A 24790-nucleotide genomic window follows, 5' to 3' on the forward strand; every position below is an offset into this window, starting at 1 on the left:
TTTTTCTACTCGAGTTAGTCTTCTTTATTAATTCTTTCCGTTCTACTGTGCTTGTTTTTTGTAAAAACAAAATTTGAGAAGGCATAACAAGTCATCAATATGAAAAAAAAATATGCTAACGCATCTATTTTATGCTGCCTGATTTCACCTATAACCTGGGCTGAACATGCTTCTGAAGCAAAAAAAGATATTTTAATCGTGACTGCTAATAAACAAGAAGAAGCGTTAAATAAAGTTAATGGCAGTATTTTAGTTAAATCAGGTGAAGAACTTGAGCAGTCAGGGATTACTCAAGTACAAGATCTTGAACGTGCGTTCTCTGGTTTACAAATTCGCTCCCGGGGCAATCGAGTCTATTCAGCTACCACTATCCGAGGTATCAGCTCCCCTGACTATTACTCACCTTCTATCCGAATTTATGTTGATGGAATTCCGCAGGATCATCAATTCCTGACACAAGAATTAATCAATGTAGAACGCGTAGAATTATTACGTGGTCCTCAGGGATCTTTATATGGCGGAAATGCTCAGGCGGGGATTATCAATATTATTACGCGTTCCCCAAAAGAAGGCCCCTGGCTTAACCTATCCGGTAATTATTCCAGATTGAAACAAGGCAGTTCCTTCAGTGGGTCAACGTCTCTTATTGAAGACATTCTTTATGGCAGTACCAGCCTTCGCTGGGTAAAAGAGCCTGGGCAAATAAATGCAACAAATTATAAAAATATCGACTCCAGCACAATCTGGTTAGGTAAAGGACAATTAATATATGCACCGGATGGTTCACCTTTCAGTGCTGAATTTAGTTTTGCTCATGAAGCTCTCCATTCACATGAAGAGCTTTATTTAAGTAACGAACAGTTTCGTCGGAAAGAGTACAACGGCCCAATTCCCGATTTAAAAAGACAAGTAAACAGCTACGCACTGAAGGCTGAATATGATTTTGGCAACAATACATTGACCAGTATTACTTCTTATCAGGATCGTGATATTTCCCGTAATTTCATTGGAGGTAAATGGAAAGAGAAACATCATGCCACAACTCAGGAGTTACGCTTAAATTCCAACTATACAAATGGAATAACCAGTGTTTTAGGCGGTTGGTTATCAGATGAAAATAATAAACATCTGGTTGGTGCTTACCCTAGTTACTACAGTAATTCACTTAATACCATTAGCACAAAATCACTGGCGCTGTTTGGTGAAGCTAAATTACCGTTTGCTACTCAGTGGGATCTAACCCTTGGTGGACGCTTATCCCATGAAAAATCACAAATAGATTATGCTGGTCGCTCTGGCATGATGAAAATCGATGCTTTTAGCAATCAGGTTTCCAACAATGAACTTACGCCTAAAGCAGCTTTGGGCTGGCAATTTACGCCAGATACCCGTTTCTATATTTCTACGACTAAAGGTTATAAACCGGGCGGATTCAATCACATTATTTCCGTTGTTGATGACAAAAAACCTTACCATACCGAAAACTCAGACAATTATGAATTTGGCTGGAATACCGCATTCTTTGATGATGCCATAACCTTAAATGGTGCAATCTATTATATCCATTCAAAAAATAAGCAGATTTATGTTGGCTCTCCGGGCATGCAATCTATTCGCAATGTCGGAAAAGCAGAAAGTAAAGGCATTGAACTGAATAGCCAAATCAAACCGATAAAGGGGCTCAGGTTATCTCTTGGAACTAGTATTGGTAAATCCAGTTTTACTCATGCTACCGATACTACAACTGACGTAATAAGTTATAACGGCAAACGTCTACCTTATGCGCCAGATGTCATGATGAATGCCAGTATTGACTATCTGATTAATCAAACATTCTTACCTGGCAATCTCTATTTAAATGCCGGTGCCCACCATTACTCAAAAAGCTACTTTAATGAAGCTAATACGCTTGGGCAAAGTGCATATACACTCTATGACGCTTCACTCAATCTAGAAATGGCTCATGGTATCAACATCAAATTATATGGCGAAAATTTAGGCAAAAAAAAGTATCGGGCTTCTGCTTTTCAGCTCGGAAATAACGAACTTAGTATGCTTGGTAAGGGATTAAATGTTGGCCTAGATATGAGCATTGCGCTATGACAAACAAGAGAAGCTCCCACCAAATCTCTCTATTATTTCTGACTTTAGCTGGTGTTTACACCATTCAAAGTACCATCAGTATGGTAACGCTGCAGAGTATGCCGGCATTTCTACGCAGCCACGGTGTAACGCAAGATAAAATAGGGCTACTTTACCTACTGATGTTACCTTGGGCATGTAAATTCCTTTGGGCACCAATCGTAGAACGTTATCGCAAATCAGGTTCGGGAGATAATCACTCCCGCCACATTATGCTCTGCGGTACCTTTTTAATTTTCCTGCTTTTTTGCTTAATGTCATTGGCTAAACCTGCCGAACATATGCCTCTAATTATATTGGCATTATTTTTGATAACATTTAGTCTGACTATCGTAGATACCACTACGGATGGTCAGGCTATTGACCGATTACCTACACAATATCGCCCCTGGAGCAATGTCATGCAGGTTGGAGGGGGTTATCTTGGTACAATGATCGGTAGCGGACTGTTTTTATATCTAATTTCACTATATGGCTGGCATATTGGCACAAGCGTATTAGCTATAGTGATACTTTTAATGTCACTGCCTATTTTCTTCACCCGGAAAACCCCGGAGAAAAAAAAGCCGGATGAAGCAAATATAACAACATCCCCATCTCTCAGAAGTGCATTACACCGTTCACCAGTAAAGCAGGCACTGATTTTAATTCTGTTATGTATGATCGGTACGCGCCTGTCACTCGCTATGTTTTCCCCATTTTTAATCGATCACGGAGTAGATTTAACTCAACTGGGCATTATTGCAGCCAGTGGTGGCGCATTGGCCGGATTATTCGGGGTTATGTCCGGCGGAATTATTGTACGCAAATTTGGTGCTGTTCAGACATTATTAGGTGTTATGCTACTTGAATGCCTAGTCTTCGCCGGGATGTTCTGGCTTGCTCAACAATCCAAAACCTCTGTATTCCTGCTTTCCTCGGCATACATTCTCATCACATTAATCAACGCTACCAAATTCGTTGCTTTGTATACACAGATGATGTCTTTAGCAGCAAGCAACCAATCTGGGGTAGATTTTGCCCTGATGCAATCAGCAGATATGAGTATTGCGATCATCAGTTCAATGCTTGGAGGGTTGATTGTCACTAAAGCGGGCTATTCTTCCCTTTTCGCTCTCGCATCAATCTTCACTCTTGTCGGTCTATTCTGGACATTACACAAGTGCCGAGATCTCCAGAAGGAAAACACCTATGCCCAATAATGATTCTTCTGTCAAGAATGTACCTGAGCAGCGTTCCACTGATGCCGGTGTTCTTAAGACATTGTGGAATATGATGCGCCCATACCGTGCTATGAGTTATCTGGCTATTACGCTTGCTATTGTTTCCGCTGGCTTGCAAATTTTACCCACTGCGATTGCTGGCCTGATTATGCAGTCCATCTACGATGGGCAATCTGACACACTCCTGAGTTACGGCATTATATTATTAATTTCTGCCGTTGCTGCTATGTTGATCTTCAGTGGTTCAACCTTTGTTTCTCATTTGGTTGCCGCCGACGTTCAAGCTGATGTACGTCATAATATCAGTACTAAGCTGAAATCTATCCCCCTTGGTTTCTTCATGCAAACGGACAGCACAGAAATTAAGAAGATGATGCTAGATGACGTCGAACAGCTTGAAGATGGGATTGCTCACATCATTCCAGAAATATCAGCAACACTGTTCGGCCCATTAATTGCGTTGAGTGTCATGTTGGCTATCGACTGGCGGCTGGCATTGGCAGCATTCACCCCAACTTTGGGAGCATTTCTACTCTTTATCTATATTCAGATGAAAGTTCAAACCACAACTCAGCGCTTTTACGCAGCCCAAAATCGTATTGCCTCAACAATGAGTGAAGTTATTAATGCAATCCCCGTGGTAAAAACTTATTCAGGCAGCAAACATTCCGGTGAAAATATAGCACTAGAGCGTGCCGAAAAAACATTTACTGCTTTGACAGACATTATTGATATTTGGGTTGAGAAAGTTCAGGTTAAATCCAGCCGTTTTTTTGTCCTATCCAGCACCAATTTACTATTTGTGCTCCCTTTGGCAGTCTGGTTATTTAACCAACATGAAATTTCAATATTTGAATTAACCTTTTTTATTCTGGCTGCCATAGCATTCGGCAATATTGCTTCCTCCATGTTCGCTGTAATGACTCGCGTGCAACAACAAGAAGCATTAATTACACGTTATCACTGGTTAATGAACCAACCTGAACTAGCTCCATGTACTCAGAGTGACACAGCTGTTGATAATAGTGTGGCTTTGCATAATGTCAGTTTTTCCTATCAGGATGGACAGGATAATGCCTTAAATAACATTTCCCTTTCCATTCCTGCCGGAAGCTCACTGGCTCTGGTCGGTGCCAGTGGTTCTGGTAAATCCACCGTAGCTAGTTTGATTGCTCGTCTTTGGGACCCGCAACAAGGAAAAATTACTGTCGGTGGTGTTGATATTCGAAATATGGATGAATCGACTCTGCGTAAAAACATATCCTTTGTTTTCCAGCGAGTTTTTTTGTTCAACGATACAATCGCCAACAACATACGTCTGGCTCGCCCTGATGCTTCGCAAGATGAGGTTGAATCCGCAGCTCTCGCAGCTCAAGCACACCAATTTATTCAACAGTTACCGCAAGGTTACAACACAGTACTGAACAGCGGTATCAGCTTGTCTGTGGGAGAGAAACAGCGTATCGCCGTTGCTGCCGCTATCCTAAAAAACTCACCAATCCTTGTATTGGATGAAGCGACCGCCTATGCCGATCCAGAGTGTGAGAAAGAGATACAACAGGCACTCAATGCACTATGTCATCCCCAGACAGATCAGAATAAGACAATAATTGTTATTGCTCATCGCCTACCGACCATCCGCCATCTTGACCAAATAGTCGTTTTGGATAAAGGGCAAATCATTGAGCAAGGCACCCATGATGAATTAATCACACGACAAGGGGCATATACCAAGCAGTGGGCTGCCTGGCAGGAAGAAAGTACCGCTACAGGAGCAAATTACCATGGGATTATTTAATCGTCTCCAACAACATCTATCCCCGAAACTAAAACGGACCTGGTTCATTGGCCTGTTATATAAGCAACTTGATACCATTGCGATTCTTGCTCAACTTGCCATCGCAGCTTGGGCTATCACGCATCTGGAGGATTATCATCAAAAAACGAGTGGCTCTGATATGCTGCCACTTATTACCCTGATATTACTGATTTTCTTATTGTTATTTCGGTTCACGATTATGTCCCGGGCACTGCGTAAACTCACCATTGCAGCTTATGAGTTAGGTATCGAAATCCGTCGCTCTTTGCTACAACGGATTGTGAGTATGTCGGTCGCGACAATTCGGAGTTTAAATGCCGGAAAAATAGCACTGACATTATCCGAAGATGTGCAATGGCAGGAAAATCAGTCAGCCTATACCACTCCACAAATCATCTGTCAGATTGTGATGCTGACATTCATGTATCTGGCCTTATTTTGGTTCGATTGGGTTATAGCTGGCAGTACACTATTAGTATTGATAGCTGGATTACTTATCCTGATCCCAATTCGTCAAAAACTCCATGAGATCCTAAATCAAAGAGCCACTATGATGGCTGATGCATCTGAAGCGATTGTAGAATATGCACAAGGCATAGCCTTCATCCGTGCGGCAGCAGCAACTACAACTGTAGAACAACGTTTTGATCAGAAAATTGAACAATTACGTAGCGCATTCCGCCGAGGAGTATTCAAAAGCATACCGCTATTGAGTCTGTTCTACATCATTATTGATACTAGTGTGGTTGTGGGAATACTGGCTAGCGCTCTGCGCTTCCATGTACCAGAAACACTCGCACTTTCAGAAATGCTCATCACAATCCTGATACTGTTTGCCACAATAACCCCATTACGTGGGATTATTCCCCTACTCAATATCACCGCATTAACAAAAGTGGGCGAAACACATATTGCTGATATTGAAGCGATTGCAACGCAAGCTTCTGGGCCATTACCTGCGCCTAACCGGTACGATATTGAAGTTAACAATATTTCGTTTAGTTATCCGGGTACTAACCAACCTGCTATCCAAAATATTTCATTTCAGGCATCACAAGGCAGTATGACCGCCATTGTGGGACCTAGCGGCAGCGGTAAATCTACGCTGGCTTATTTATTGCTCTCCTTCTATCAACTAGACGAAGGTGAAATTCGTCTGGGTGGAAATCCTATCCACCATTACCAAACTAAAGCACTGTATGACACCGTCACAATGGTATTTCAGGAAACAGCCCTATTTCAGGATACCGTCGCTAATAATCTCCGTTTGGGGGATCCAAATGCTACTCAGTTAGAATTAGAACAAGCTGCCCGTCTTGCCAATATTCACGACACAATTATGGCCCTACCACAAGGATACGACACCCTTTTAGGTGTAGATGGCGGAACATTATCCGGCGGTGAACGCCAACGTCTTGCCATTGCCCGAGCCATCTTAAAACAGTCTCCAGTTTTATTTTTGGACGAAGCAACCTCTTCATTAGACCCTGAAAATGAACGACTTATACAACAAGCATTTTATTCTCTTACCGAGAATAAAACTGTCTTTGTTATCGCTCATCGACTAAGCACGATAATCCGTGCTGACCAGATATTGGTAATGGATCATGGAACCCTTTGTGATAGTGGAACCCATGATGAATTACTGCAACGTTGTCCACTTTATCAATCACTTTGGAAAAGTCATCTTGGTTCAGAAGAGAGTTGGAATTTATAACCCAAGTATTTATTCGAGGCATCTACCTAAAAACATTCATTTCAATAAGTTGTAACTGAGTTTATTGATTTATCAAATAACTGGTCATGCCTCCAACAGTTAGATTGCTTCTGAAAGATAGTATTCACGCTCAATGAACATGCCTATCACTTTGTCGTGCGTTTCTTCGGATTTGGAGTAGCCAATCGTTTTCCGATTTAGCTGTTTGATGCGAGTACGCAGGGTGAGGTTGGTTCTTTCGATACGCTGAGTGAACTTTTTACCTCTGAGGTATTTTCCACCGGAAGGCAATTGTAAACTGTATAATCATCTGTACAGTAGAATTTAATTTTGAACGGAGCCAGAAGTGCCAGCAACTTTTTCAGTGTTTTCTGACTGTGGTCACCAAATACATGCGCCACTATCCGCTTCTCCTTTGGCTCCCAGGCATACCAAAGCCAGCGCTGATTCCTCTTATTACCGACAAATGACCACTGTTCGTCGATTTCACAGATAATATGGATATCACTTTACAGGCTTGATAGGTGTAATTCAGTTGAAAGGTTTTACGGCAGGCATAGCAGTGATATCGAAGATGTCCACTGCTTCCTTTGACATCTTCTGTTTTGTGACAGTAACGACAAACTACATCAACTTTAGCCATATCTTACCAGTAATAAAAAGTGAGAAGTTTATCGCAACATCTAATTATTGGGAGCATGACCAAATATGTTCGCACTCACTCCAACATAAAAAAACCAATAATATCTTAAAATAAATTTCATTTGATTGGTTCCGCACTAATTATTCGATGTGGAGTGATTAATTTAAAACAACTGCTTCCGGTACAACTTTACCGGAAGCATAAACTTATTAACTGTTTTTTATACTTAATCGATTTGCACAGCGTTAAATTTATGGACTGGAGTCACCATCTTATCTTGGGCAGCAACAAGCTGTAATTCAAATTCTTCGCTTTTTTGCGTTTCCAGCATGACTTCGTAAACGCCTGCTGTCGTATGCTCCAACGCTTCCTGTAAGACTGAATTTGTTAACGATGGGCTTTTCAACAAATTAGCAAGGAATAAGCCACTGGTTAAATCACCAATTCCAACGGGCTGACGCTCACCGGTATCAATCAATGGACGGCTGATATGCCAGCTATTTTCTTTAGTCACCAGCAACATTTCAAAGTTATCTTTCTGATAACCTGCTCGGCTGAGGTGTTTGACTAAAACAATTTTGGGGCCTTTTTGGCATAGCTGACGGGCTGCTGATACTGCCTGCTCCACATTTTTGATTTCCGTTGCCGCCAGTGTTTCAAGCTCCAATAAATTAGGTGCAATGATATCACTGATAGGCAATGCCTTTTCACAGAGGAATTCAGAAACTCCCGGAGCCACAATACATCCTTTCTCTGGGTGGCCCATGACAGGATCACAAAAATACCATGCTTCAGGGTTAGCCTGTTTCACCTGCTTTACAATATCAAGGATATAGTTTCCCTGCTCCGCAGAACCAATATAACCACTGAGAACAGCATCACAGGATGCCAATTTATCAATTTCACCAATTCCCTGCACAATTTCAGCCAGATGTTCTGGTGGCATCACACAACCACGCCATTGTGGATATTGAGTATGATTAGAAAATTGAACTGTATTTAGTGGCCATACGTTCACTCCCATACGGCACATCGGAAAAACAGATGCGCTATTTCCTGCATGGCCAAAAACAACATGAGACTGAATTGAAAGAATGTTTTTCATGATTAGGCCTGATTTGTTATTTTAAGAACCGTAAATGAGTTATAAAACAGCCAGATACTTTAAGGGCAACAATGATGTTGCCCTTAGTAATACTTTTATGAATTATTTCCAATCAATTAGGCAATAATGTTTTTTACCACGACGTAATAAAGTATAACGCCCGAACAGACGATCTTCGTCCACAAATACATACATCGCTTCAGACTGTTTTTCACCATTGACAGAAACAGCATTAGAACTAATCATGGTACGAGCCTGCCCACGGGAAGGTACAAACTCCGCAGTGATCAGTGCCTGCTGTAAATCAGCACCATTCTCAAGCTCAATCGCTGGCATACCATCCTGTGCTAACTGCGCAAAGTCACCTTCGGTTAAATCAGTGACTGCACCGGAGAACAGACTCGCTGTGATACGCTTCGCCGCCGTTAAACCCGTTTCTCCATGAACCAGTTTAGTGACTTCTTCTGCCAGAACATACTGTGCACGCGGAGCTTTACCACTGTTTTTATCTTCTTCTTCCAATGCATTAATTTCTTCAATGTCCATGAAAGTGAAAAATTTAAGGAAACGGTAAACATCTGCATCAGCTGTGTTAATCCAGAACTGATAAAATTTGTATGGACTGGTTTTCTTCGGATCCAGCCAGACTGCTCCACCTTCTGTTTTACCAAATTTAGTACCATCGGATTTAGTAATCAAAGGTACTGTCAGACCAAATACCTGTTTCTGATGTAAACGGCGAGTCAAATCGATACCTGATGTAATGTTGCCCCACTGATCAGAACCACCAATCTGCAATTCAACACCATATTTTCCATTCAGATTAGCAAAGTCATAAGACTGCAACAGGTTATAAGAAAATTCAGTGTACGAAATGCCAACATCATCACGATTCAGGCGTTGTTTAACCGCTTCTTTATTGATCATCTGGTTAACAGAAAAGTGCTTGCCGATATCACGCAGGAAAGAAAGGACATCCATTTGGCCAAACCAGTCATAGTTATTGGCCAATTCTGCACCGTTTTCACCCTCAAAACTCAGGAACGGAGAAACTTGGTTACGGATTTTCTCAACCCACTCTTTAACAGTGTCTTCTGTGTTTAATTTGCGCTCCGTCGCTTTAAAACTAGGATCACCAATCAAACCTGTCGCACCACCTACCAAAGCTACCGGTTTATGTCCATTCAGCTGGAATCTTTTTAAACACAGCAAGGGAACCAGATGGCCCAAATGCAAGCTGTCAGCGGTAGGATCGAAGCCGCAATAGAGAGAGACCGGACCTTGCGCCAGTCTTTCCGCTAACGCTTCTTCATCCGTTACCTGGGCAATAAGGCCCCGCTCTTGCAGTTGTTTAATCAGGTTATTGCTAGACATCAATGACTCCATTGGTTTGTATTCTTTACTTATATCCTTCATCTTCCAAGTTGCAGCTTTATCGGGTGTATCATTTGTGCTTAATACAACCGGACTGCAACTTGCAATCTATCAGGCATATATCATTGTCTAATTGTCGCGATTCGCTGTAAATCGCGTGCTATAGCATAAAACGCCAGTACTATAAGTGCCAGTATTAAAAACGGTAATTAATGCAGTTAAGGCGCCAGACGATCAATATGCCACTCATCTCCTTCACGCAGGTATAGAAAACGATCATGCAGACGGCTTGCTCCCCCCTGCCAGAACTCTACCGAATCAAATTCAACCCGGAACCCACCCCAAAAACTGGGCAATGGCACTTCGCCATTCTGGAACTTTTGCTTCAGCTCTAAAAACTTCCCTTCTAAGATACTTCGGGCAGAAATACGGGAAGATTGTTGTGAAGCCCAGGCTGCAATCTGACTGTCTCTCGGGCGGCTATGGAAATATTTCACTACTTCGAGAGGCGATAAACGCTCAGCTTTGCCCAGAAAGCTGACCTGACGCTCAAGCTGATACCAGGGGAAATGGAGGCTGATACGGTTATTCTGAGCTAAATGTTTCGCTTTGCGGCTACCAAGATTGGTATAAAAAACCAGACTGCGGTTATCAAAATGCTTCAATAGAACGATACGCTGATAAGGCTGCCCATGCTCATCGACTGTTGCTACACACATCGCTGTTGGGTCGCTGAGCCCAGCATCACAGGCCTGTTTCAGCCAAAGCTCAAAAAGAGCCATCGGCTCTTCAGTAAGATCCTTTCGCCGTAACCCACCACGCATATATTCACGGCGCAGCTCTGCTATATGAGTATCATTATGTTCTGACATGTCTAATTCTCTATTTCTAAGTGAGTTTCAGCATAACATTGTTATCAGCCAGCAACAGGATAAATTGCGCCTAAAATTGTTTCCCTATCAGCACCAGTCACCGATGGCAAGTTACCCGACAGCCCAGACATAGTACGGAATGCCAGCCAAGCAAATGCCAACGCTTCCATATCATCACCACTTAATCCATATTTGTCTGTTGTTGCAACTTCAGTATCAGGCAACAAAGCAGATAACCGACGCATTATAAGTGGGTTTCTGGCACCACCGCCACAAACCAGTAAGCGCTCACAGCCATTATTTAACAGTACTTGTTCAGCAATACTAACAGCTGTCAGTTCGGCAAGAGTGGCCTGCACATCGACCGGACTGACATCAGGGAAATCAGCCAGCTGCTTTTCCAGCCATGCCATATTGAAATATTCCCGCCCGGTGCTTTTTGGTGCAGTACGTGCAAAATAGGGGTCTGAAAGCATCTTCTGGAGCAGAGCTTTGTTTACATTACCCTCTCCTGCCCATTGTGCATCTTTATCATAAGGCTGCTGTTTATGACGCCATGTCCAGGCATCCATCAACATATTACCCGGCCCGGTATCATATCCCTTAACCGCAGAATTTGGCAGAAGAGCGGAAATGTTCGCAATGCCACCAATATTCAAGATCACACGCCTTTCCGTTGGATTGCCCAATACCGCCATATGGAAAGCAGGAACTAAAGGTGCACCTTGACCGCCATAAGCCATATCACGACGGCGAAAATCACCTACTGTTGTAATATCGGTTAATGCCGTTACACGGTTATTGTCACCAATTTGCATCGTAAATGGCTTTTCACCATCCGGTTCATGCCATACAGTCTGACCATGACACCCAATTGCAGTGATATCATTCGCAGTTAATCCGGTCTTCTTTAATAACCCTTTGACTGATTCGGCAAAAAGCGTTCCTAACTCATAATCGAGTTGCCCAACTGTTGATAATGTAGTTTGCTGACCCTGACAAATCGCCAGTAATTTTTGTTTAAGTTCCTGAGGAAATGGATGACTGTAATTTTCCTTTTGTATAACAGCCTTATCACTGATTTCTGCTAAAACGACATCGACTCCATCCATACTGGTGCCAGACATCACACCAATATAACGTCCTGACTTCATAAATATTCCCCTATTTAAAGAATGGATTACATCTGTAAATAAACCTGTGTAACTATAAAACACATTGATTTGGACTATATATGTTTCACTCAGAATATAAGAGATAAAATCTGAGTTTTGGAGAGCTCTTCACAAAACATGCTAAACTTTTGGTCAGGAATTATTCCTATTGGCGTTCAATGTAGAAATTTATTATATATTTATAGAGAGGCTATTAATGTATAGAATAAGTAACTCGTAAAATTATTATACTTGTTACTGATCATTGTAGCCGAATGCTTGATTGTAGGGTTATTACCAGATTTCTCTCGAGGCATTAAAATTAGGAGTAACTATGTTCAAACGTTTCCTGGTTGGTGCAGTTGTAGTAACAACATTATCCGGATGTGCTGACATGGGAGCACTGTCTAGTGATACTTACTCAATTGATCAGGCCAAACAAATTCAAAACGTAACCTACGGGACTATTTTGTCTGTCCGTCCGGTCACTATAAAAGGCTCTCAGTCTGGCAACCAAAACATGCTAGGAGCGATTGGCGGAGCAGTATTAGGGGGATTGTTAGGTGATTCGGTTGGCGGCGGTAGAGGGCAGAGGCTTGCAACAGCCGCTGGTGCTATTGTCGGTGGAATGGCAGGTCAAGGAATTGAAGGTGCTATCGATCAAACAAAAGGTGTCGAATTGGAAATCCGTACTGACAGCGGAAGAAATATTGTTGTGGTGCAAAAGCAGGATCAGGTTTTATTCAGTAAAGGGCAACGTATCAAAATTGCCGATAGTGGCGACTCAACAACGGTCTCTCCTATCTAATAGGGTTAAAGTATATTTAAAAAAATCGCGGATCACCAAAATATGGCCCGCGATTTTCTTTTTATCGATTAATTTTTATATTACCTGTTTATGTAATTGGCTAATATTTTTTTCGATTTTTTTTATTACAGAAGCAAGTAGAATTAACTCATCATGAGTAATTCCCTCCAAGATGTCTTTCCTCGTCGAACCAATAACACTATCCACTTCTCTGATAAAATTTTCTGACTCTTCTGTTAATTTGATTCTTTTAGCGCGCCTATCATTAGCACATGTGTGCCTTGTAATGAGTTTCTTTTCTTCTAATTGATCTAAAGTTCTTACCAGGGATGGTTGTTCAATACCAATTGCTTTTGCAAGTTGTATCTGTGACTGCTCCGGTGGTAACAAACTAATATTGTAAAGAGTAACCCAATGTGTCTGAGTTAATTTCAACGGCTTCAAACGATGATCAATTAAAGCGCGCCAAACACGAACTAAACGTGCCAGGTCTGATCCCAATGTCAATTCCAATTACCCCTCCTTATAATTAGAGACTCATATAACATCAATGAATTATCCAATCAGTTTATTCATATGAATAATGGATACGCATCCTATATCTTGCTCACATTAGTAGAGTCAGATATTTCGCTAATTACTTAATTAGTATCGCGTTGGCTTGTTACTTAAAGTTGACATCTTCGTCGCCCTAAAGAGCGAAGTTTTACGGCGCACCGAATAAAATCGCGCATTAATCCACCAACGATATAAACTGTATAAAATAATCCTCCAACTTAACTATTAAGATTTTAAATATCAACGAAACAGATACAAACTCCAAAAAATAGACACAATACCGCTCGGTTAAAGTTCTATAAGAATAACCGCCATCCAAATACTAATCTATATATTTTTACATTAATATCATTTTTATCTTACAGTTAGCGTTAAGTGGATAATAAAATTCATTAAAAACAAATAGATAACTAATTAGCGCGATTATTGTTCAATAATTAATTATTTGATAAGAAACCTTTACCTTAAGGGTTTAATTAGTCAATCTCTGTAATATTTTTAAATGACCTATATCAAATAAAAAATAGGTAATATGAATAAAATATCACTTTATCATGGCAAAAGTTCTTAACCACAATGAAAATATGAAATATTATTCATATAAGAAAATTTCATTAACAGTTAAAAATGTGAATTAAAATAACCCAAGCTGTTTTGATGGAACAACTTCATCATGCCCGTTATTTTTCAGTGTCCGCAGATATCTAGCATGGCATAACCGCAATATTTCTCTTTTTTGCCCATCAGATAATTTCATCCACATAAAGCGCTCTTCTCGATTGCGATAGCAACCTCGACAGAAACCACGGGGATCAGATTCACAAATCCCCTTGCAAGGATTAGGAATAACAAAAAACTCTAGTTGCTCAGCCATGTCATCCTCCTGTATACAAAATTACCTAAACGATTATCTCTGAGAGAATTGCAACACTATCTAGATCCAGCTCACATCAAATAATGGATTACAAAATAGTAGAGAGTAAAACAAAGGTGAAAGGACGCATTGAATTACCTTATGTTTACCATATATAGTTAAAAAACAATGGGGTCAGAGCACGAAATTTTGATCTTTTGCTATTTCGTAAAATTAATATTTTTATATAAAACCATAAACATAAGAGGCAATCATGCGTCTACTTCATACAATGATCCGTGTTGGCAATATGCAACGTTCGATTGATTTTTATACTAAAATAATGGGCATGCGTCTACTTCGTACGAGTGAAAATCCAGAGTATAAATATTCCCTCGCCTTTGTAGGTTACTCTGATGAAAGCCAGGGTGCGGTCATCGAATTAACATACAACTGGGATGTTGAAAGCTACGAAATGGGTACAGCATTCGGCCATATTGCTTTAGGTGTTGATGATGTTGCGGCAACGTGTGAGCGTATCAAACTTGCCGGGGGAAATGTCATTCGTGAAGCTGGGCCAGTGAAAGGCGGAACAACTGTTATCGCTTTTGTTGAAGATCCTGACGGCTATAAAATCGAACTTATTGAAAATAAAAGCGCCAGTAGTGCATTAGGCCATTAATTATTCTCCATATACAAGGGCATCTTTAACATGCCCTTCGTTTCCACTAGGTAGATATTACTTCTGCAATGCTCAATAAATTTTGTCATAATATCCGCTATCCTGAAGTTAAGAATAAAATCAGATGTCTAATATAAAAGATCAAAACATGCTCAGTGGGCGCTTTCGTGGCTATTATCCCGTTGTTATTGATGTAGAAACCGCGGGGTTTAATGCGCGGACAGATGCTTTACTTGAAATAGCTGCAACGACGTTAAAAATGGATGAAGAAGGTTGGCTGACGCCGGCTGATACGCTTCATTTCCATATTGAGCCCTTTGAAGGAGCCAACCTTGATCCCGCCGCGCTGGCATTTACAGGTATTGACCCGACTAATCCATTACGGGGTGCCGTCAGCGAATATACTGCGCTGCATGCCATTTTTAAGATGGTCCGTAAAGGTATGAAAGGGAGTAATTGCAATCGTGCCATTATAGTTGCTCATAATGCCAGTTTTGATCACAATTTTGTTATGGCAGCGGCTGAACGCTCTGGTTTAAAACGTAATCCATTCCATCCTTTTGCCACGTTTGATACGGCTGCGCTGAGTGGTTTGGTACTTGGTCAGACTATTCTGGCAAAAGCCTGCATTACAGCAGAAATCCCTTTTGACAGTAATCAGGCACACAGTGCTCTCTATGATACAGATCGGACGAGTCTGCTTTTCTGCGAATTGGTTAATCGCTGGAAGCGACTAGGTGGTTGGCCTATGGCCACTCCGGACGGCGAAGCCTGATAAACTAAGAGCCTATTTTATTAGGCTCTTAGCTCCAATAATGATTATCAAATATTACTGGTTGTCTTCTTGCTCACGGTATTTATCCGCAGTTTCTTTAATCAATGTTTGTAGTTCACCGCGTTGATACATCTCCATCAGGATGTCACATCCCCCGACTAACTCACCATCAACCCAAAGCTGAGGGAATGTCGGCCAGTTAGCATACTTAGGTAATTCAGCACGGATATCCGGGTTTTGCAAAATATCCACGTAAGCAAAACGTTCACCGCAGGCAGATAAAGCCTGAACAGCCTGAGCAGAGAAACCACAGCTTGGCAGCTTCGGTGAGCCTTTCATGTACAGCAAAATCGGGTTTTCATTAATTTGGCGTTCGATTTTCTCAATTGTCGTCATTTTTACTTCCTTAAACCGCAGGTGCTGTTTATCAGCATCAGAAAAGATTGATTCAGAATACCACTTTCTGGTGCTGATTTTCTACAGCGAACGTGCTGCTACAAATTTTTATCATGAACAACATTTTGTAATCGCTGAGGTTTCCATACCCTATAAATATTTAATCCATTAAAACTGAACAGTTCTACATCAGCTCATCATTAAATCGCATCTTTTTCCCTGTTATTTAGCAGAAAAGTTGTTAAGATAATCACTAAAATAGCAACATGATAATAAGCTTAAATTTGCTCTATCCATGATTAATACTTTACGAATCATGGTTTATAAAGCCAAAAACCCGATATTAAAAGGAGTATGCAATGTCTTTTGAATTACCAGCATTACCTTATGCTAAAGATGCCTTAGAACCTCATATCTCAGCAGAAACTCTGGAATATCATTACGGCAAACATCACAATGCTTATGTTGTGAACCTGAACAACCTGATTAAAGGTACAGAATTTGCCGGAAAAACACTGGAAGAAATCATCAAAACTTCTGATGGCGGTATCTTCAATAATGCTGCGCAAGTATGGAACCACACTTTCTACTGGCACAGCCTGTCACCAAACGGTGGTGGTGAACCTACCGGCAAAGTGGCAGAAGCAATTAACAAAGCTTTCGGCTCTTTTGCTGAATTTAAACAGCAATTTACTGATGCAGCCCTGAAAAACTTCGGCTCCGGCTGGACATGGCTGGTCAAGAAAACTGATGGTAGCCTGGCTATCGCTAATACTTCCAATGCAGCAACTCCGCTGACTGGTGAAGATAAGCCTGTTCTGACTGTTGATGTTTGGGAACATGCTTATTACATCGATTACCGCAATGCACGCCCTCAATATCTGGAGCATTTCTGGGCTCTGGTTAACTGGCAGTTTGTGGAAGAAAATCTGGCTTAATTAGCCTATCAGTTAAATACAAGGGTAAGTTTTTCCGGTTCTGTACACGTGTCCCATTCATGGATACTTTCTGAATCGTGAAAAACTTTCCCTTGAAAAAATAGATGGCGTTTCACCACAATATTATTTCTGGACTTAAAGTTATTTCCGGACTCAAGCGATCAAACAGAGACTCGCCAGAAAAACAATCATGACTAACGCACTACAGGCAGTCAATAATCCCAATTTCAGATCTGTATCCATAAACCATCCTCATCGTGAAAATTAAGACTCAGCAACATCATAAATTTTAAGTGGTTATTTATCTCAAAGATTAAAAATCGCACTGTGATATTTAATACATATACTTTATAGCATCGATTACTGCTTTCACTTTTGAGCTAGATCAGACAAAATTCACGGTTTCTCGCTAAATTATTGCCAGTTATCTTCCTATATACAAATATAATACTGGCAAATGATTAACAAAGTTCTATATCCAGATAAAGGGTATACAAATTTAGACCAAAAGGTCAGGAGTCCTTTTTATCATGGCAACGATTAAAGATGTGGCTAAACGCGCTGGTGTTTCAACCACAACCGTATCCCATGTTATTAATAAAACCCGTTTCGTCGCCGAAGATACGAAGGCCGCAGTATGGGCTGCCATTAAGGAACTGAATTATTCTCCCAGTGCCGTTGCCCGAAGCTTAAAAGTCAACCACACAAAATCTATCGGGTTATTGGCAACCTCAAGTGAAGCACCCTATTTTGCTGAAATAATCGAGTCTGTCGAAAATAGCTGTTATAGCAAAGGCTATACATTGATTTTATGTAATTCCCATAACAACCTCGACAAACAAAAAGCTTATCTCGCGATGCTGGCGCAAAAGCGCGTAGATGGTTTATTAGTTATGTGTTCAGAATATCCTCAACAATTGCTGGGGATGCTGGAGGATTATCGCAATATTCCTATGGTTGTCATGGATTGGGGGGAATCCAGAGGGGACTTTACGGATGCCATTATTGATAATGCCTTCCACGGTGGTTATCTAGCTGGCCGGTATTTGATTGAACGTGGGCATCGTGATATTGCCTCCATTCCCGGCCCATTAGCCAGAAATACAGGTGGCGGGCGTCATCAGGGTTTTCTCAAAGCACTGAAAGAAGCCAATATCACTATTCGGGATGAATGGGTTGTTCAGGGGGATTTTGAGCCTGAATCAGGTTATCAGGCAATGTGTAAGATCTTAAACCAGAAACATCGCCCTACTGCTGTGTTCTGTGGCGGGGATGTGATGGCAATGGGAGCTATTTGTGCTGCCGATGAAATGGGTTTACGCGTTCCTCAGGATATTTCCATCATTGGTTATGACAATATCCGTAATGCACGCTATTTCACACCAGCACTGACAACCATTCATCAACCTAAAGAGCGGCTGGGACAAATGGCTTTCTCCACGCTACTTGATAGAATTATCAATAAACGTGAAGATGCCCAAACCATCGAGGTCCATCCACGTCTTGTAGAGCGTCGCTCTGTTGCCGATGGTCCTTTTATTGATTATCGCCGCTAACAGTTAGTCTTCTTGTAGCCATTCAGCATTAAGCGTTGTGTTATCACCAAGATACTCAAGCAACCAGCTTAATGCAGGTGAATGGCTTTTTTGCGACCATGTCAGACAGCACGGGCTATCAGGTAACGGCTGCTCAAGTTCAAGCACACACAATTTTCCCTGACGAATAAGCGGTAATGCCCGGTGTTTAGGTACCATTCCCACACACAATCCCTCCATTAGACAGGACAACCCCGCTTCCCAGTCAGGAACAACCAGCCGCCGCTGATTATCTAAAGCCCATGTATCACGTTTAGGCAGGGCACGTGATGTATCCTCAAGACATAAACTGGCATAAGGCCGCAATTGGTCATCATTTAATTTTTCCGTTACGAGCGCCAGCTCATGCTCAGGGCTGGCAACACACAGCCATGGCATAAAACCCATATCCCTGAAACTGTATCGCTCGCCAACCGGAGAAGCGCGTGTTGCTCCAATAGCAACATCAACACGCCCATCCACCAGCGCATCCCATACACCATTAAAAACTTCGGGATAGATAAATAACTCAATATCCGGAAAATGACGATAGAAATCCAAAATAAGCTGACGTGTCCGTTCTGGTTTAACAACCTGATCAACAGCGATACTGAGTTGTCCGCGCCATCCATTTGCTACCTGCTGACATTGGTGCCGGGTATGATTCATTTTTTTGATAACAGAACGGGCATCCTTAACAAAAATGGCTCCTGCTTCAGTTAACTCTACGTCACGGTGACGGCGTTCGAACAGAGAAACTGCCAGCCATTCTTCAAGTTGCTTTATCGTATAACTGACAGCAGAAGGCACACGATGAAGCTCTGATGCAGCCGCACTGAAACTTCCTGTTCTTGCCACCGCATCAACAACTTCCAGAGAATATTCAGACCACATGTTTCTTCCTTTTAATTTTTTTCATCGCATGGTACAAATAATACCGTTTCACAATCAAAAATCACGCCATATAAAATAAGCTCCATATTTCTTTATCAATTACCACACCGATTGACTAACGCGATTTATTAACACAATGACAACAAATAAAAACTCTCTTCCATTTATGTTTTATCTTGCTGGCCTGAGTATGCTCGGCTACTTAGCCATTGATATGTATCTGCCCGCCTTTGATGCTATGAGTAAAGATTTAAACACATCAAAAGGTGCTATCAGTGCAAGCCTTAGCATTTTTCTCGGCGGTTTTGCCGTTGCTCAGCTTTTATGGGGATTACTTTCTGATCGTCTGGGAAGAAAGCCTGTTCTGATTATCGGTTTATCCCTGTTTTGCCTCAGCTGTCTGGGCATACTTTGGATAACAGATGCGACTCAATTACTTGTCCTGAGATTTATTCAGGCTGTTGGGGTCTGCTCTGCTGCCGTTTCCTGGCAGGCTCTGGTTGTCGACAGATATGATGCTGAACGCACGAAACGTGTTTTCGCTATGATTATGCCATTAGTGGCGCTTTCCCCTGCCCTTGCACCATTATTAGGCGCATGGTTACTGTCACACACAAGCTGGAGGGTTATCTTTCTTGTCTTGATGGTGGTAACGCTGTTACTACTGATACCCACACTTTTTCTGGCGAACAAACGTGTTCCCATTGATACCAGCGCAGATAATCATAGTGCTTCTTTCTTCACCTTATTGAAGTCATCAGTTTTTAGCGGCAATGTTTTGATTTATGCTTCCTGTAGCGCCGGCTTTTTTGCCTGGTTAACAGGTTCACCAACTATTTTGAATAGTATGGGTTATGACGCGACAGATATCGGTTTAAGTTATATTCCACAAACTTTGGCATTTATGGTAGGTGGGTATGGCTGCCGTATTTTGTTAGAAAAAGTTAAAAGTGAAACTATATTTCCTATCTTATTGGCAGGTTATGCCATAAGCATGGTACTTATCTATTTAGCTGCCTGGTTCTATCCTTCTTTCATCGTTATTCTTATTCCTTTTTGTGTTATGGCAGCAATGAATGGCGCTTCTTATCCGATTGCTGTAGCAAATGCTCTTTCCGTTTATCCGAAAGACAGCGGTAAAGCTGCCGCATTGCAAAATGCTTTACAATTAGGCCTTTGCTTTATTGCCAGTATGCTTGTTGCTATGTTTATGAAAAGTCCTCTCTTATCAACGACAACAGTGATGGTAGCCACCATTATCCCAATGGTGATAGGTTATTATTTACAAAAGAGAAAGGATGATATTAGTAACTAATTATCAATCAATTAGTCACCCTTCAATATAATACCTAAGAATATTCTCAACGAAAGGCCATATAATGATATGGCCTTTCTCTTGCTTATTGTTTAAATATTATTTCACTCATATACTCATATGGATTCATTATTCTAAAAACTCGGAATTTGAGGTTTAGAAGAGCAATGAAGCTCTCTTTTATATCACGGAAGAACGGCATAACTGCCTTTAAGTCATTTTCTGATTAGTTTCAATATTCCTATGGATTTCAAGATGCAGTTTAACGGCAAGAAAACAAATCCCGGGAAGCATAAATAACCAGTAACAAAGAGGTACCTCAAAATTCCACCACATAAATGTTGGAGAGTATATGAGTTCATCTTTCGTTGAAGAAAATAAAAAAATCACTGACCAGTGGCATAGGATTGCGAATGACCTGCTTCAGGAAGCAGGCATTCAAATTAATGGAAAACGCCCTTTTGACATACAAGTCAAAAACCCTGATTTTTATAAAAGAGTATTGAAACAGGGATCTTTAGGATTAGGCGAAAGCTATATGGATGGCTGGTGGGATTGTGAGCGTTTAGATGTTTTCTTTTATAAAATATTACGGGCTGGTCTGGAACACAAAATTCCAAAAAATTTTAAGGACATTTTGATGGTTGTGACTTCCCGCCTGTTTAATTTACAGTCCCCCAAACGGGCATGGATTGTAGGGGAAGAACATTACGATTTGGGTAATGACCTATTTACACTCATGCTTGATCCCAATATGCAATATTCATGCGGCTACTGGAAAGATGCGAATTCACTGGAAGAAGCTCAGTCTAATAAACTGCGGTTGATTTGCGAAAAATTACAGTTATCGCCGGGTATGACTCTGCTGGATATCGGTTGTGGTTGGGGCGGATTAGCCGCTTACGCAGCCAAACATTATTCCGTTTCCGTCACTGGAGTCACTATTTCAGTAGCGCAACAAAAATATGCTCAGGAGCGCTGTAAAGATCTGGATGTGAAAATTATCCTTGAAGATTATCGGGATCTAAACCTCCAGTTTGACAGAATCGTTTCTGTCGGCATGTTTGAACATGTAGGCTCCAAAAATTATGCTAACTATTTCGACGTAGTACGTAGGAATCTGAAGCCTGATGGTCTTTTCTTACTGCACACAATTGGTTCCAACCGGGATAAAGTGAATGTCGATGCATGGATCGGTAAATATATTTTCCCTAATGGGCATTTGCCATCAATTGCAATGATTGCCAAAGCCAGCACCGGGAAATTTGTGATGGAAGACTGGCATAACTTCGGAGCTGACTATGATCGTACTCTGATGGCATGGTATGAACGTTTTATTACAAACTGGGATAAAATAGCTCATAATTATAGCCCCCGCTTCAAACGAATGTTTAGTTATTATCTGAATGCCTGCGCCGGGGCATTTCGCGCCAGAGATATCCAGTTATGGCAGGTTATGTTCAGCCCACGTGGAATTGAAAATGGATTAAGAGTTCCGCGTTAATATTTTACCAGTGGGTTTGGAATACCATTAAAAAGCTACAGAATTGAAATCTGTAGCTTTTTTCTGCAAAATTTTAATTACCTTCCAACTGTGATAATACTTTTTCTTGTTCTTTCTGCGCCATGAAGCGTTCAACAGTATCTACAATCGCTTGAGTCTGTGAATCAATTTCAATATTCACTTTATGACCGATACGCTTTTTACCCAATGTCGTGCGCTCTAACGTTTCCGGTATCAAATGAACACAAAAACGATTATTTACTACATCGCCAATAGTCAGACTAATTCCATCAATGCCAACAAATCCTTTATGCAGGATATATTTCATTAATTGTTTGTCATAAATACGGAACCATATTTCATGGTTATTTTCTGAAGTGAAAATTTTCGCAATTTCAGCTGTTGTAATCACATGCCCGGACATTAAATGCCCGCCAATTTCATCACCAAATTTTGCTGCCCTTTCCAAATTAACTAAATCACCAATCTTAAGCTCACCAAGATTAGTCAGACGCAGCGTCTCTTTCATCAAATCAAAGCTAATCAAGTCACCATCAATTTTTGTGACAGTCAGACAACAGCCATTATGAGAAACGGAAGCTCCCGTTTCAATATCAGGTAATAATTCAGCCGGAAATTTGACTATATGAGTCCGAAAATGTGTTTTTTCTTCAATAGCAACTATAGGCGCCTTTCCCTGAACAATGCCTGTAAACATGGGGAACCTCTTTCATCGTTTTACATAATAAGTTAGTGTAACCCACTAATCTCTTTTAAACACTATTTCACATGTAATGTTATTACTCATTTAGACTAAATATCAAACAATGATTGGATTAGTAAAATGAGTCCTATACAATACCTATGTTAACAAGAGGTTGCTTTTCAAACAGTTCTGTTTGCTCGCAGAAATATTCCTTGTTTTTTCTATCGTCAATTTTTCAATTAAAAGGTGTAGTACGTGCAGAAATATTTAAATGAAGCGCGTAGTTTGCTCGCTCTGGGGATCCCCGTCATTATCGCTCAGTCTTCACAAACTGCGATGGGAGTCGTCGATACAGTCATGGCCGGTAAAGCAGGTGCAATAGAAATGTCCGCTGTTGCTATAGGGACATCAATCTGGCTGCCAGCGATTTTGCTTGCTCAAGGGATTTTGATGGCTTTAACACCGATCGTTGCCCATATGAATGGCTCAGGCCAGAGAAAAAATGTTGCAGGTCAAATCCAGCAAGGTTTTTGGCTGGCAACATTTCTTTCTATCTTTGTGATGACGATTTTATATAACTGCCGATTTATTATAGAAGCACAGCATAATGTAGATCCCGTTCTGGCACAAAAATCCATCGATTTTATCCATGCAATTATGTGGGGGGCGCCTGGTGCCTTGTTCTATCAGGTTTTACGCTGCCAGTGTGAAGGGCTGTCAAAAACCAAACCAGCGATGGTTATTGGCGTTATAGGGCTATTAGTGAATATCCCTGTCAACTATATTTTCATTTACGGTAAGTTTGGTGCACCAGAACTTGGTGGTGTAGGGTGTGGGGTTGCAACCGCGAGTGTTTACTGGGTTATGTGTTTGTTACTACTTACCTATGTTAAACACGCACCATCCCAGAAAGATATTCATACATTTGAGAATTTTTCTCGCCCTCACTCACATACACAAAAACGCATTACTCTGCTGGGATTGCCTATCGGTCTGGCTATGTTCTTTGAGGTGACATTGTTTGCTGTTGTCTCTTTACTGCTCTCCCCTCTTGGAGTAGTGGATGTTGCAGGGCATCAAATCGCGCTCAATTTCAGTTCACTGATGTTTATGTTCCCGCTGTCATTTGGTATCGCAGCTACTATCCGGGTGGGTTATAACCTCGGACAGAAATCAACTGAAGGTGCCAAAGTATCAGCTTATACCAGCCTTGCGCTCGGGTTAATAATTGCTGGCATAACCGCCGCATTCACGACAATATTCCGTGAACCGATTGCTATGATGTATAACGATAATCCTGAAGTGGTCATATTAGCATCTAATCTGATGCTATTTGCTGCTATTTACCAGCTTTCAGATTCTGTTCAAGTCATTGGCTCAGGTGTATTACGTGGATATAAAGATACGCGCTCTATTTTCGTTATCACTTTCATCGCCTATTGGATTTTCGGATTACCAAGTGGTTATATTCTGGCATTGACCAATCTTGTTACTGAACCTATGGGACCACAAGGTTTCTGGATTGGGTTTATTATCGGATTAACTGTTGCAGCAATTATGATTGGCTACCGGATTTTGTGGTTACAAAAGCAGCCTGATCATGCTGTCCTTGCTCGTTCTACCCGTTAATTTAGTACATTAACCCCAATTCCGCTTAAGCTATTGCTGAAATATCTTCTTCTGAGTAGAAAATTTTCAGTGATGGCTTTTTCTCTTTAAGGCAGTAAGCAATCAATCC

General features: G+C 41.1%; 21 protein-coding genes and 1 pseudogene. 12 read left to right on the plus strand and 10 right to left on the minus strand.

The genetic code is table 11. From position 1 onward, the window contains the following. The first annotated feature begins 99 nt into the window (after positions 1 to 99). Genes AACS90_RS22140 through AACS90_RS22155 form a run of 4 tightly spaced genes read left to right on the plus strand, consistent with a single transcriptional unit; the run spans position 100 to position 6901 of the window. Positions 100 to 2103: a TonB-dependent receptor gene (locus tag AACS90_RS22140; protein ID WP_099121542.1), complete on the plus strand. Its 2004-nt coding sequence runs from the start codon at positions 100 to 102 to the stop codon at positions 2101 to 2103. Beyond that, positions 2100 to 3344, plus strand: a complete 1245-nt coding sequence (locus tag AACS90_RS22145; RefSeq protein WP_099121543.1) for an MFS transporter — start codon at positions 2100 to 2102, stop codon at positions 3342 to 3344. Before AACS90_RS22140 ends, AACS90_RS22145 begins: the two co-directional genes overlap by 4 nt. After that, on the plus strand, positions 3334 to 5163 hold the full coding sequence (locus AACS90_RS22150; RefSeq protein ID WP_099121544.1) for an ABC transporter ATP-binding protein: 1830 nt from the start codon (positions 3334 to 3336) through the stop codon (positions 5161 to 5163). The genes AACS90_RS22145 and AACS90_RS22150 overlap by 11 nt, the downstream gene beginning before the upstream one ends. Next, positions 5150 to 6901 (plus strand): ABC transporter ATP-binding protein, encoded by a 1752-nt coding sequence (locus AACS90_RS22155; RefSeq protein WP_099121545.1) that lies wholly within the window; start codon positions 5150 to 5152, stop codon positions 6899 to 6901. The genes AACS90_RS22150 and AACS90_RS22155 overlap by 14 nt, the downstream gene beginning before the upstream one ends. Before the next feature lie 99 nt (positions 6902 to 7000). On the opposite strand, the pseudogene AACS90_RS22160 reads toward AACS90_RS22155, so the two are convergent. From AACS90_RS22160 to anmK, 5 genes and pseudogenes are all read right to left on the minus strand, one after another. Further along, positions 7001 to 7544 (minus strand): annotated as a pseudogene (locus tag AACS90_RS22160) (IS1 family transposase). A 226-nt stretch (positions 7545 to 7770) separates the two neighbouring features. Beyond that, positions 7771 to 8649 (minus strand): pyridoxal kinase PdxY, encoded by an 879-nt coding sequence (gene pdxY / locus AACS90_RS22165; protein ID WP_099121546.1) that lies wholly within the window; start codon positions 8647 to 8649, stop codon positions 7771 to 7773. 102 nt (positions 8650 to 8751) lie between these two features. Beyond that, the gene (gene tyrS / locus AACS90_RS22170) at positions 8752 to 10023 is read right to left on the minus strand and encodes a tyrosine--tRNA ligase (protein WP_099121547.1); all 1272 of its coding nucleotides are present in this window, start codon (positions 10021 to 10023) and stop codon (positions 8752 to 8754) included. 218 nt (positions 10024 to 10241) lie between these two features. Continuing rightward, the gene (gene pdxH, locus AACS90_RS22175) at positions 10242 to 10895 is read right to left on the minus strand and encodes a pyridoxamine 5'-phosphate oxidase (RefSeq protein WP_099121548.1); all 654 of its coding nucleotides are present in this window, start codon (positions 10893 to 10895) and stop codon (positions 10242 to 10244) included. 44 nt (positions 10896 to 10939) lie between these two features. Continuing rightward, positions 10940 to 12049, minus strand: a complete 1110-nt coding sequence (gene anmK / locus AACS90_RS22180) for an anhydro-N-acetylmuramic acid kinase (RefSeq protein WP_099121549.1) — start codon at positions 12047 to 12049, stop codon at positions 10940 to 10942. A gap of 334 nt (positions 12050 to 12383) precedes the next feature. Here anmK and AACS90_RS22185 point away from each other — a divergent pair, with 334 nt between their 5' ends. Further along, positions 12384 to 12857 (plus strand): outer membrane lipoprotein, encoded by a 474-nt coding sequence (locus tag AACS90_RS22185; protein WP_099121550.1) that lies wholly within the window; start codon positions 12384 to 12386, stop codon positions 12855 to 12857. Positions 12858 to 12932: 75 nt separating this feature from the next. Here the strand turns inward: AACS90_RS22185 and slyA are convergent, their stop codons facing one another. Next, entirely contained in the window at positions 12933 to 13370 is a 438-nt protein-coding gene (slyA, locus tag AACS90_RS22190; protein ID WP_099108148.1) for a transcriptional regulator SlyA, read from the minus strand. A gap of 679 nt (positions 13371 to 14049) precedes the next feature. After that, on the minus strand, positions 14050 to 14289 hold the full coding sequence (locus AACS90_RS22195) for a DUF1289 domain-containing protein (protein WP_099121551.1): 240 nt from the start codon (positions 14287 to 14289) through the stop codon (positions 14050 to 14052). A gap of 253 nt (positions 14290 to 14542) precedes the next feature. On the opposite strand from AACS90_RS22195, the gene gloA reads away from it, so the two are divergent. Continuing rightward, positions 14543 to 14950 (plus strand): lactoylglutathione lyase, encoded by a 408-nt coding sequence (gene gloA / locus AACS90_RS22200; RefSeq protein WP_099121552.1) that lies wholly within the window; start codon positions 14543 to 14545, stop codon positions 14948 to 14950. A gap of 124 nt (positions 14951 to 15074) precedes the next feature. Continuing rightward, on the plus strand, positions 15075 to 15725 hold the full coding sequence (rnt, locus tag AACS90_RS22205) for a ribonuclease T (protein ID WP_099121553.1): 651 nt from the start codon (positions 15075 to 15077) through the stop codon (positions 15723 to 15725). 54 nt (positions 15726 to 15779) lie between these two features. Here rnt and AACS90_RS22210 read toward each other — a convergent pair whose 3' ends face one another. Beyond that, on the minus strand, positions 15780 to 16121 hold the full coding sequence (locus AACS90_RS22210; RefSeq protein ID WP_099121554.1) for a Grx4 family monothiol glutaredoxin: 342 nt from the start codon (positions 16119 to 16121) through the stop codon (positions 15780 to 15782). A gap of 359 nt (positions 16122 to 16480) precedes the next feature. On the opposite strand from AACS90_RS22210, the gene sodB reads away from it, so the two are divergent. Together sodB and purR are read left to right on the plus strand one after the other, a co-directional pair. Then, on the plus strand, positions 16481 to 17059 hold the full coding sequence (gene sodB, locus AACS90_RS22215) for a superoxide dismutase [Fe] (protein ID WP_099121555.1): 579 nt from the start codon (positions 16481 to 16483) through the stop codon (positions 17057 to 17059). Between the two features lie 530 nt (positions 17060 to 17589). Further along, entirely contained in the window at positions 17590 to 18615 is a 1026-nt protein-coding gene (gene purR / locus AACS90_RS22220; RefSeq protein WP_099108154.1) for an HTH-type transcriptional repressor PurR, read from the plus strand. 3 nt (positions 18616 to 18618) lie between these two features. On the opposite strand, the gene punR is transcribed toward purR, so the two are convergent. Continuing rightward, complete coding sequence (gene punR, locus AACS90_RS22225) at positions 18619 to 19527, minus strand: DNA-binding transcriptional activator PunR (protein ID WP_099121556.1); 909 nt, start codon at positions 19525 to 19527, stop codon at positions 18619 to 18621. A 136-nt stretch (positions 19528 to 19663) separates the two neighbouring features. On the opposite strand from punR, the gene punC reads away from it, so the two are divergent. Continuing rightward, a complete protein-coding gene (gene punC, locus AACS90_RS22230; RefSeq protein ID WP_099121557.1) occupies positions 19664 to 20842 on the plus strand; it encodes a purine nucleoside transporter PunC in 1179 nt (392 codons plus the stop codon). A 352-nt stretch (positions 20843 to 21194) separates the two neighbouring features. After that, positions 21195 to 22346 (plus strand): cyclopropane fatty acyl phospholipid synthase, encoded by a 1152-nt coding sequence (gene cfa / locus AACS90_RS22235; protein ID WP_099121558.1) that lies wholly within the window; start codon positions 21195 to 21197, stop codon positions 22344 to 22346. A 73-nt stretch (positions 22347 to 22419) separates the two neighbouring features. Here cfa and AACS90_RS22240 read toward each other — a convergent pair whose 3' ends face one another. After that, positions 22420 to 23064 (minus strand): riboflavin synthase subunit alpha, encoded by a 645-nt coding sequence (locus AACS90_RS22240; protein WP_099121559.1) that lies wholly within the window; start codon positions 23062 to 23064, stop codon positions 22420 to 22422. Between the two features lie 243 nt (positions 23065 to 23307). Here AACS90_RS22240 and AACS90_RS22245 point away from each other — a divergent pair, with 243 nt between their 5' ends. Next, positions 23308 to 24681: an MATE family efflux transporter gene (locus tag AACS90_RS22245; RefSeq protein WP_099121560.1), complete on the plus strand. Its 1374-nt coding sequence runs from the start codon at positions 23308 to 23310 to the stop codon at positions 24679 to 24681. Positions 24682 to 24790: the final 109 nt, after the last annotated feature.

This window comes from Xenorhabdus sp. KK7.4 (assembly GCF_963876465.1).
Classification (GTDB): domain Bacteria; phylum Pseudomonadota; class Gammaproteobacteria; order Enterobacterales; family Enterobacteriaceae; genus Xenorhabdus; species Xenorhabdus stockiae.

Excerpts from the sequence above, each read along its gene's own strand:
- AACS90_RS22155 (WP_099121545.1), top strand. The coding sequence starts at position 5,150 with ATGGGATTATTTAATCGTCTCCAACAACATCTATCCCCGAAACTAAAA.
- sodB (WP_099121555.1), top strand. The coding sequence starts at position 16,481 with ATGTCTTTTGAATTACCAGCATTACCTTATGCTAAAGATGCCTTAGAA.
- AACS90_RS22210 (WP_099121554.1), bottom strand. The coding sequence starts at position 16,121 with ATGACGACAATTGAGAAAATCGAACGCCAAATTAATGAAAACCCGATT.
- anmK (WP_099121549.1), bottom strand. The coding sequence starts at position 12,049 with ATGAAGTCAGGACGTTATATTGGTGTGATGTCTGGCACCAGTATGGAT.
- AACS90_RS22140 (WP_099121542.1), top strand. The coding sequence starts at position 100 with ATGAAAAAAAAATATGCTAACGCATCTATTTTATGCTGCCTGATTTCA.
- AACS90_RS22185 (WP_099121550.1), top strand. The coding sequence starts at position 12,384 with ATGTTCAAACGTTTCCTGGTTGGTGCAGTTGTAGTAACAACATTATCC.
- gloA (WP_099121552.1), top strand. The coding sequence starts at position 14,543 with ATGCGTCTACTTCATACAATGATCCGTGTTGGCAATATGCAACGTTCG.
- punR (WP_099121556.1), bottom strand. The coding sequence starts at position 19,527 with ATGTGGTCTGAATATTCTCTGGAAGTTGTTGATGCGGTGGCAAGAACA.
- purR (WP_099108154.1), top strand. The coding sequence starts at position 17,590 with ATGGCAACGATTAAAGATGTGGCTAAACGCGCTGGTGTTTCAACCACA.
- tyrS (WP_099121547.1), bottom strand. The coding sequence starts at position 10,023 with ATGTCTAGCAATAACCTGATTAAACAACTGCAAGAGCGGGGCCTTATT.
- AACS90_RS22240 (WP_099121559.1), bottom strand. The coding sequence starts at position 23,064 with ATGTTTACAGGCATTGTTCAGGGAAAGGCGCCTATAGTTGCTATTGAA.
- punC (WP_099121557.1), top strand. The coding sequence starts at position 19,664 with ATGACAACAAATAAAAACTCTCTTCCATTTATGTTTTATCTTGCTGGC.
- AACS90_RS22150 (WP_099121544.1), top strand. The coding sequence starts at position 3,334 with ATGCCCAATAATGATTCTTCTGTCAAGAATGTACCTGAGCAGCGTTCC.
- cfa (WP_099121558.1), top strand. The coding sequence starts at position 21,195 with ATGAGTTCATCTTTCGTTGAAGAAAATAAAAAAATCACTGACCAGTGG.
- pdxY (WP_099121546.1), bottom strand. The coding sequence starts at position 8,649 with ATGAAAAACATTCTTTCAATTCAGTCTCATGTTGTTTTTGGCCATGCA.
- rnt (WP_099121553.1), top strand. The coding sequence starts at position 15,075 with ATGTCTAATATAAAAGATCAAAACATGCTCAGTGGGCGCTTTCGTGGC.
- pdxH (WP_099121548.1), bottom strand. The coding sequence starts at position 10,895 with ATGTCAGAACATAATGATACTCATATAGCAGAGCTGCGCCGTGAATAT.
- AACS90_RS22145 (WP_099121543.1), top strand. The coding sequence starts at position 2,100 with ATGACAAACAAGAGAAGCTCCCACCAAATCTCTCTATTATTTCTGACT.
- AACS90_RS22195 (WP_099121551.1), bottom strand. The coding sequence starts at position 14,289 with ATGGCTGAGCAACTAGAGTTTTTTGTTATTCCTAATCCTTGCAAGGGG.